Origin of the sequence: Pseudomonas sp. yb_5 (genome assembly GCF_043103865.1) — a bacterium.
Classification (GTDB): domain Bacteria; phylum Pseudomonadota; class Gammaproteobacteria; order Pseudomonadales; family Pseudomonadaceae; genus Aquipseudomonas; species Aquipseudomonas putida_Y.
This window is the reverse complement of the sequence record NZ_JBICKE010000073.1, coordinates 58,645-65,559: the sequence shown is the minus strand read 5'-3', so window position 1 is coordinate 65,559 and position 6,915 is coordinate 58,645. Positions and strand designations below refer to the sequence as shown.

General features: G+C 60.8%; 7 protein-coding genes. 2 read left to right on the top strand and 5 right to left on the bottom strand.

The features are described from left to right. Positions 1-520: 520 nt before the first annotated feature. Positions 521-991: an RHS repeat-associated core domain-containing protein gene (locus tag ACF8GF_RS11660; protein WP_256122371.1), complete on the bottom strand. Its 471-nt coding sequence runs from the start codon at positions 989-991 to the stop codon at positions 521-523. Between the two features lie 90 nt (positions 992-1,081). Continuing rightward, the gene (locus ACF8GF_RS11655; RefSeq protein WP_176684677.1) at positions 1,082-2,506 is read right to left on the bottom strand and encodes a PLP-dependent aminotransferase family protein; all 1,425 of its coding nucleotides are present in this window, start codon (positions 2,504-2,506) and stop codon (positions 1,082-1,084) included. Positions 2,507-2,831: 325 nt separating this feature from the next. Here ACF8GF_RS11655 and ACF8GF_RS11650 point away from each other — a divergent pair, with 325 nt between their 5' ends. Beyond that, entirely contained in the window at positions 2,832-4,244 is a 1,413-nt protein-coding gene (locus ACF8GF_RS11650; RefSeq protein WP_004575400.1) for an amino acid permease, read from the top strand. Between the two features lie 3 nt (positions 4,245-4,247). Here ACF8GF_RS11650 and ACF8GF_RS11645 read toward each other — a convergent pair whose 3' ends face one another. Further along, a complete protein-coding gene (locus tag ACF8GF_RS11645; protein ID WP_028698076.1) occupies positions 4,248-4,427 on the bottom strand; it encodes a hypothetical protein in 180 nt (59 codons plus the stop codon). Positions 4,428-4,541: 114 nt separating this feature from the next. On the opposite strand from ACF8GF_RS11645, the gene tam reads away from it, so the two are divergent. Then, the gene (gene tam / locus ACF8GF_RS11640; protein WP_021783153.1) at positions 4,542-5,318 is read left to right on the top strand and encodes a trans-aconitate 2-methyltransferase; all 777 of its coding nucleotides are present in this window, start codon (positions 4,542-4,544) and stop codon (positions 5,316-5,318) included. On the opposite strand, the gene ACF8GF_RS11635 is transcribed toward tam, so the two are convergent. Together ACF8GF_RS11635 and ACF8GF_RS11630 are read right to left on the bottom strand one after the other, a co-directional pair. Continuing rightward, positions 5,308-5,679 carry a DUF2784 domain-containing protein gene (locus ACF8GF_RS11635; RefSeq protein ID WP_209965292.1) on the bottom strand — a complete coding sequence of 124 codons (372 nt, stop codon included), beginning with the start codon at positions 5,677-5,679 and terminating at the stop codon, positions 5,308-5,310. The genes tam and ACF8GF_RS11635 overlap by 11 nt on opposite strands. A gap of 152 nt (positions 5,680-5,831) precedes the next feature. Beyond that, a complete protein-coding gene (locus ACF8GF_RS11630; protein ID WP_392488103.1) occupies positions 5,832-6,701 on the bottom strand; it encodes a LysR substrate-binding domain-containing protein in 870 nt (289 codons plus the stop codon). Between the last annotated feature and the right edge of the window lie 214 nt (positions 6,702-6,915).

Genomic DNA, 6,915 nt, shown 5'->3' with positions numbered 1-6,915 from the left:
ATGGGGGGCCATACCTACCCTGACAGAAAGGGCCGCCTTGCAGGTGTATTACGTGCGACTCCGAATGCCTGAGGCCTGTTCAACCATAGGTTGAAACCTGACAGGGGTGTAATTGAAGTCTTTGGTTTTATAGATGTTTTGTCGCAAGATTTTGATTCTTGTGTATTGTTTGTCTTGTTGTGGCTTGGGTATCGTGCTGACGGTTCCGCTATACGCTTTTACGATTGTTCGGGTTATATCTGAAAAACGTTGGCCGAACGACAGTTGCCCGTCTGGTCCAGGTTCTCCAGAGTGACAAGCGATTATGTGTATTTTTTCGTAGCGCTCAAAGCTGATTTTTGGGTGGACAGGTGTTCGTAGAGTGCATCTGCATCCATTCCGGCGACCTTGGATTTTTTTCCGTGCGCATAGATATTGAGCGCTTTCTTTTGCCAGAATCGTTTTCTGGACGTAAATACCGCCAAGTTGTTCTCCCTCAGCAGAACCTTGCCGCGCATATGCCCCGTCGGATCAGAGGCATTTACAGGGTCCCCGCCAGGTAGGCGTAGCAGTTGATACCACCAGCTCCGAATGGGCTCACAGAATCAGGGCCTGCGAATCTCATCAGCATTGGGTTGTAGCCGCGATAGCCGTTACCTAATAAGTAATATGAGGTAACAGGGTCGCAGTACTCTCCCTTGAATCCCGCAAGCATGCCCCCAGCGGCATGAGAATATCCCCATGGATTGAAAACTACCGGTGCCGTGCTGTTGATGGTCAATAGCATCAAGGTCGAGCCTTTCACGTCACACGCTAGCAATTCTGTACGTTCGTTGCCCGATTGTTTATGTGCAGAGAATAGAGCATGAACGTTAGCTCGCAGAATCGAAGATGCACCGCTGTCTTGCAGGGTGGTGGTGATCTCATCATTGCTATATAGATATAACATTTCAGGGGTCCATTCCTTTGTTGTCCGGTAGTAATGGAGTCCTTTATCTGATTCAAGCGTCATGCGCTACTGGTAAAAAAGCCAGGTTGGGCCTGCCCCGTGACAGCGGCGCCCCCACAGGAAGGTGTGGCCCGAAACAGATGCGGAGCGGCCTTACATCCCACTCCGGCGCACATGCTTCACCAGCACCTTCTCCAACAACTCCCACATCGCCGGGTCCGTACTGAACGCCACGTTGAACCGCATCCACCCGGTCGCCTTGGCGTCGACCATGAACAACTGCCCAGGCCCAAGCATGATGCCTTTCTCCAGCGCATCGTCCAGCAACGCTGCACTGTCGGGAATCGCCGGATGGCGGGTCCAGATGTACATGCCTTCATCCGATTCGGTGAACAGTTCAAAGCCCAGTCGATGCAGGTGCCGGCCAACTTCCTGATGCGCCTCGGCCAGGCGCTGGCGCAGGCGCTTGAGGTGCTTGCGCCAGCGCCCGTCGATGATCGCCGCATACACCACGCGCTCCATCACCTGCGAGGTGGTCAGGCCTGAGCGCATTTTCAGGTGCAGCAGTTTTTGCATCAGCTCGGGATTGGCCAGCATGTAGCCGACCCGCACGTTGGGCGAAATGCTCTTGGAGTAGCTGCCCACGTACACCACCTGCTGCAGATGGTCGAGGCTGGCCAGGCATGGCTGTGGCTCGGCGACCATGTCGGCGTACAGGTTGTTCTCCACCAGGCGGAAGCCATGCTGGCTGGCAAGCTGCAGCAGGCGGTGCAACTGCGGTAGCGGGGTGCGCGAGCATGTCGGGCTGTGCAGGTGCGGCTGGGTGAAGAACGCCGTCGGGCGGTGGTGGGTGAGCAATTGCTCCAGCTGGTTCAGGTCGTAGCCGGCCGGTGTACGGGGTACGCCTACCAGGGTTGCGCCTTGGGTCCGCAGGATGCTCATGAGGTTCGGGTAGCCGGGGTCGTCCACCAGCACCACATCGCCTGGGCGTACCAGTGTGCGTGCGGCCAGGTCCAGGGCCTGGCTGGCGCCGTGGGTGAGCATCAGCTGTGCCGGGTTGGCGACGATCGACAGCTCTTGCTGCAGGTTCTGGGCGGTCAGCGCACGCAACTCCATCAGGCCCATGGGGTCGCCGTACCCCGACAACTCCAGCGGGCTGCCTGCCACTTGGCGCAGGCCGCGGCGCAGGCCGTCTTCGTACATCCAGTCGTTGGGCAGCCAACCGCACCCCGGCTTGTACGGCAACTGGCGGATTTCGAAGATCTGCTGCAGGTACCACTCGGAGTTGAACATTGGTCGACTGGTGTCGGCCTCGGCGTTGTGCTGCTCCAACAGGTCGCCCGCCGCACGGTTGACGAAGAACCCCGCATTGCCACGGCTCACCAGCAGCCCTTGGGCAACAAGGCGGTCGTAGGCTTCGACCACGGTGAAGGTACTCACCGAATAGCTTGCGGCAAATGCGCGGATCGACGGGACCTTGGCGCCTGGCTTGAGGGTTTGGTTGTCGATCAGCTCGCGCAGCCCATCGATGATCTGGTTGACCAGCGGGGTTGAGGAGTCTGGATGTAATTCGAACATTCGGGGCCTTCAGGGTGCGTATCGCCTGGCGTTTGCAGGGTGTACTGCATGGGCGACCTATACAGTGCAGTGCGAGATTCATGCCACTGTGCATGGCTCTCTGCGTCGGACATTTTTACATTAGGTGTCGGATATCGCCACATAAAGCATGTTCAGTTCGCCTCAGGCAGTCGTCCTGGGGCGCGTCAGCAGGCCGCCATGGAAGGTCTGCGTGTGTTCGTTCACACCATCCTGCCCGCATTAGCACTGATGTACAGGTGAAATCGCCAGCCATCGGGGTTTCACAGTTTTCCTTGGATAAAAAGAAGCACGGGGTACACAACTGATGGACGCAACATCCACAACCACCACCGCGAAAAGCGGGCATGAGAGCAAGCTCAGTGCCTCGCTGAAGTCGCGCCACCTGACGATGATGTCTATCGCCGGGGTTATTGGCGGCGCCTTGTTTGTCGGTTCCGGCAGCGTGATCCACAGTGCCGGCCCAGCCGCTGTCCTGGCCTACCTGGCAGGCGGCATCCTGGTGGTGCTGATCATGCGCATGCTGGGTGAAATGGCGACTTCCTCGCCTGACACCGGCTCGTTCTCGACCTACGCCGACCGTGCCATTGGCCGTTGGGCCGGTTTTACCATCGGCTGGCTGTACTGGTGGTACTGGGTCATCCTCATGGCCTGGGAAGCCTATGTGGCGGGCAAGATCCTGCATGGCTTCTTCCCCGACGTTAGCGTCAACGTGTTCGTGCTGGCCACGACCCTGTTGCTGATCACCGTCAACTTCTTCAACGTCAAGCACTACGGTGAGTTCGAGTTCTGGTTCGCCTTGATCAAGGTGATTGCGATCGTCTGCTTCCTGATCGTGTGTACGGCTGCCGTGATGAACATCTGGCAGTTCGGTGAAGTGCGTGGCATCAGCCACCTCACCGCCGAAGGCTTCATGCCCAATGGCATCACCACCGTGATCGGTGCCTTGCTCGGGGTGATGTTCGCCTTCCTCGGCGCCGAAATCGTCACCATCGCCGCTTCCGAAGCCAAGGACCCGGCCGCGCAGATCGTCAAGGCGACCAACTCGGTGGTCTGGCGTGTGTGCCTGTTCTACGTCGGTTCGATCTTCCTGATCGTCTGCCTGGTACCGTGGAACGACCCGCACCTGGGTGTTTCTGGCTATGGCGCTTACCGCCGTACCCTGGAACTGCTGGGCGTGCCGTATGCCGAGCTGCTGATGAACTTCGTGGTGCTGACTTCGGTGAGCAGCTGCCTGATCTCTGGCCATTACACCGCATCGCGCATGCTGTTCTCCCTGGCCCAGCGTGGTGACGCGCCGTCGTTCTTCAAGATCACCCGCGCCGGTACCGGTGTACCGGTGTACGCGATCATGGGTTCGTGCGCCGTGGCCGTGGTGTGTGCGTTGATCAACTTCAGCGAGACCCTGCGCCCGAAAGACGTGCTGGACACCCTGATGAACACCACCGGCATGATCGCCCTGCTGGTGTACCTGGTCATCGCCTTCTCGCAACTGCGCATGCGCCGCAAGCTGATTGCCGAGGGCAAGGAAGTACGCCTGAAGATGTGGCTGTTCCCATGGCTGACCTACCTGGTGATCGCGTTCATCGTGGCTGCCCTGGTCACCATGGCCTTCATGCCTGACTACCAGATCCTGGTCATTTCCACCGGTATCGCTGCGGCGGTCGTGGTGGCGATGGGTGTGGTGCACCAGATCCGCTCTGGTAGCAAGCAGCACTAAGCGTCACTCGCGTCTGGAAACGGCCGGCTCCCTTGGGGACCCGGCCGTTTCGCGTTGTTGGGCCTGGGCTTTTTCTGCGGGCATGTGGAAGCGCTGGTTCATCCACGGTGAGCCGAGCAGGGCGGCGGCGGCGATCAGGGCCAGGATGGCGAGGGCGATGTAGGTCTTCATGGGCGTGCGCATGGAAGGACTGACTTCAAGCATAGGTGATCAGTTCCGGGGTAATCCTTTTGCAACCGTCCCTCCGGGCGACAGATGGCATATGCTAGGCACATAGCCTGCCCAAAGGAGCCGCACATGGCCTGGTCCGCCACTCAGTATTCCCTGTTCGAAGACGAACGCACGCGCGCCGTACGCGACCTGATTGCCGCCATCCCGCCACGGCCGGTGCGCCACGCCACTGACTTGGGGTGCGGCCCCGGCAACTCGACCGAGGTGCTGCTGCAACGTTACCCTGACGCCCAGGTGACGGCACTGGACAGCGACCCTGACATGATCGACAAGGCCCGTGAGCGCAAGCGGCTGTGCATCCCGCGTGTGCGCACGGTCATTGCCGACATTGCTGGCTGGACTGCCCCCGAGCCGCAGGACCTGATCCTGGCCAACGCCTCGTTGCAATGGGTACCTGACCACGCCTTGCTGTATCCGCACCTGGTGCGCCAGCTCAGCGAAGGCGCCAGCCTGGCCGTGCAGACCCCGGACAACCTCGACGAACCAGCCCACCGGCAGTTGCGCGAGATCGCAAGCCAAGGCCCCTGGGCGGCGAAGTTCGCCGACTTGCAGCTGCCGCCCCGGCACAACGCGGCGTTCTACTATGACTTGCTCAGCCCGCTGTGCGCACGGGTGGACGTATGGCGTACCACCTATCATCACCCGTTGATGGGGGGCGCCGAAGCGGTAGTGGAATGGTTCAAGGGGTCGGCGCTGCGGCCTTATCTGGCCAGGCTGGATGAGCAGGAGCAGGCCGACTTCCTGCAGATGTACCTGCAGGCCATGCAGCGCGATTATCCGCCGGCCTCTGATGGCAAGGTCCTGTTGCCCTTCCCGCGGTTGTTCGTGATCGCTACCCGCTAGGGCGGCGCCAGCGCCAGGCCACGTAGCTGTAGATGCCGAGGTTCAGCGCCAGTACGAGGGTGCCCAGCAACAGCTGGATCTGCGGGGTCAGGCCGGCGGGGTAGATCAGTGGCCAGACGTAGTGCTCGACGAAGCTGCCCTGGTAACCTGCGTCACCGGCGGCATTGCGCATGTGGTTTTCCCAAGTGGTCAGCGGGCAGCCCAGGTGCAGGCACTCCACCGCCAGGCCCCAGGCCAGGACCGGCAGGTGCAGCAACAGGGCAGGGCGCCAGCGCAGCACCAGCAGCCCGCCGAACAGCACCAGCAGGATGAAGGCCAGGTGCAGCAGCACCAGGGTGTCGGCGGCAAGGCGGTAGAGCATGGGTTGGGTGCCTGGATTGGGGTTATCCCAGCATAGTTGGGTTGCCTGATCTGGCCCCTTCGCGGGCTCGCCCGCTCCTAAAACGACACAGGTTCCGGATGCTGTGCAGGACCTGTGGGAGCGGGCGAGCCCGCGAAAAGGCCAGCACAGTGCTACACCCCTTCCTCGACCATCTGCAGGAAAGTCGCCACCACCCGGCGCGTACGCTGCTCGCTCAGGCACACCAGGGTCTCGGTCAAATGCCGCTGGCAATCCACTATCGGCAACGCACACACTCGTGCATCGGCACCAAACTCTGCCGCCGATACCACGCCCACACCAATGCCTACCACCACCGCCTCTCGCGCCGCTTCCCGGCCCTCCACCTGGATCGCTGCGCGTATCCGCAACCCGGCGCGTTGCATTTCTTCCTCCAGCGTCTGCCGCGTCACCGAGCCGGGCTCGCGCAGCACCAGTGGCGTGTCATCGAGGTCGGCCAGGCTGATCGAGCCGCGGCTAGCCCATGGGTGGTGGTGGGAAACGAACGCCACCATCGGGTCACGACGCAGCGGCAGGCAATGCAGGCGCTCATCGTCGACATCCCGGCCCAGCAGGGCCAGGTCGGCCTGATAGCTGAACAGCCGCGCCAGCGATTCGTCGGTATTGCCCGTTTCGATCTTCACCTGGATCCCCGGATAGCGCTGGCAGAAGCGGGCGATCTCCGGCAGTACGTGCACCGGCGCATCCACTGCCAGCACCAGGCTGCCGGTCTGCAGCGCACGCGAGTCGTGCAGCAGTTCCTGGGCTTCGGCCTCGCAGGCGAACAGGCGCTGGCTGATGCCCAGCAGCCGCTCGCCAAGGTCGGTGAGCTGCACCGAGCGTTTGTTGCGGTGGAACAGCAAGACGCCGAAGCGCTCCTCCAGTTTGCGCACCTGGTCGGACACCGCAGGCTGGGTAAGAAACAGCTTTTCCGCAGCGCGGGTAAAGCTGCCGTGGACGGCCACCGCGTGGAAAGCCTTGAGTTGGGCGTGGGAAACCGACATGACGACCTCAGTAACAAGCTGGGCTTATTTGTGTAATACGATAAATCGATTTTATTTATCTTACAGCAACTGTTTCCATGTATTTCAGCCCGACGCTGGCACCACGAATGCCGCCAGGGCGATGGTGCCTACTCGGCGCCACCTGACCCGATGACAGCCTCGTCATCGCTGTGCGTAACACAAGAACAAGACAGGCGTTTCTTCACATTCTGCC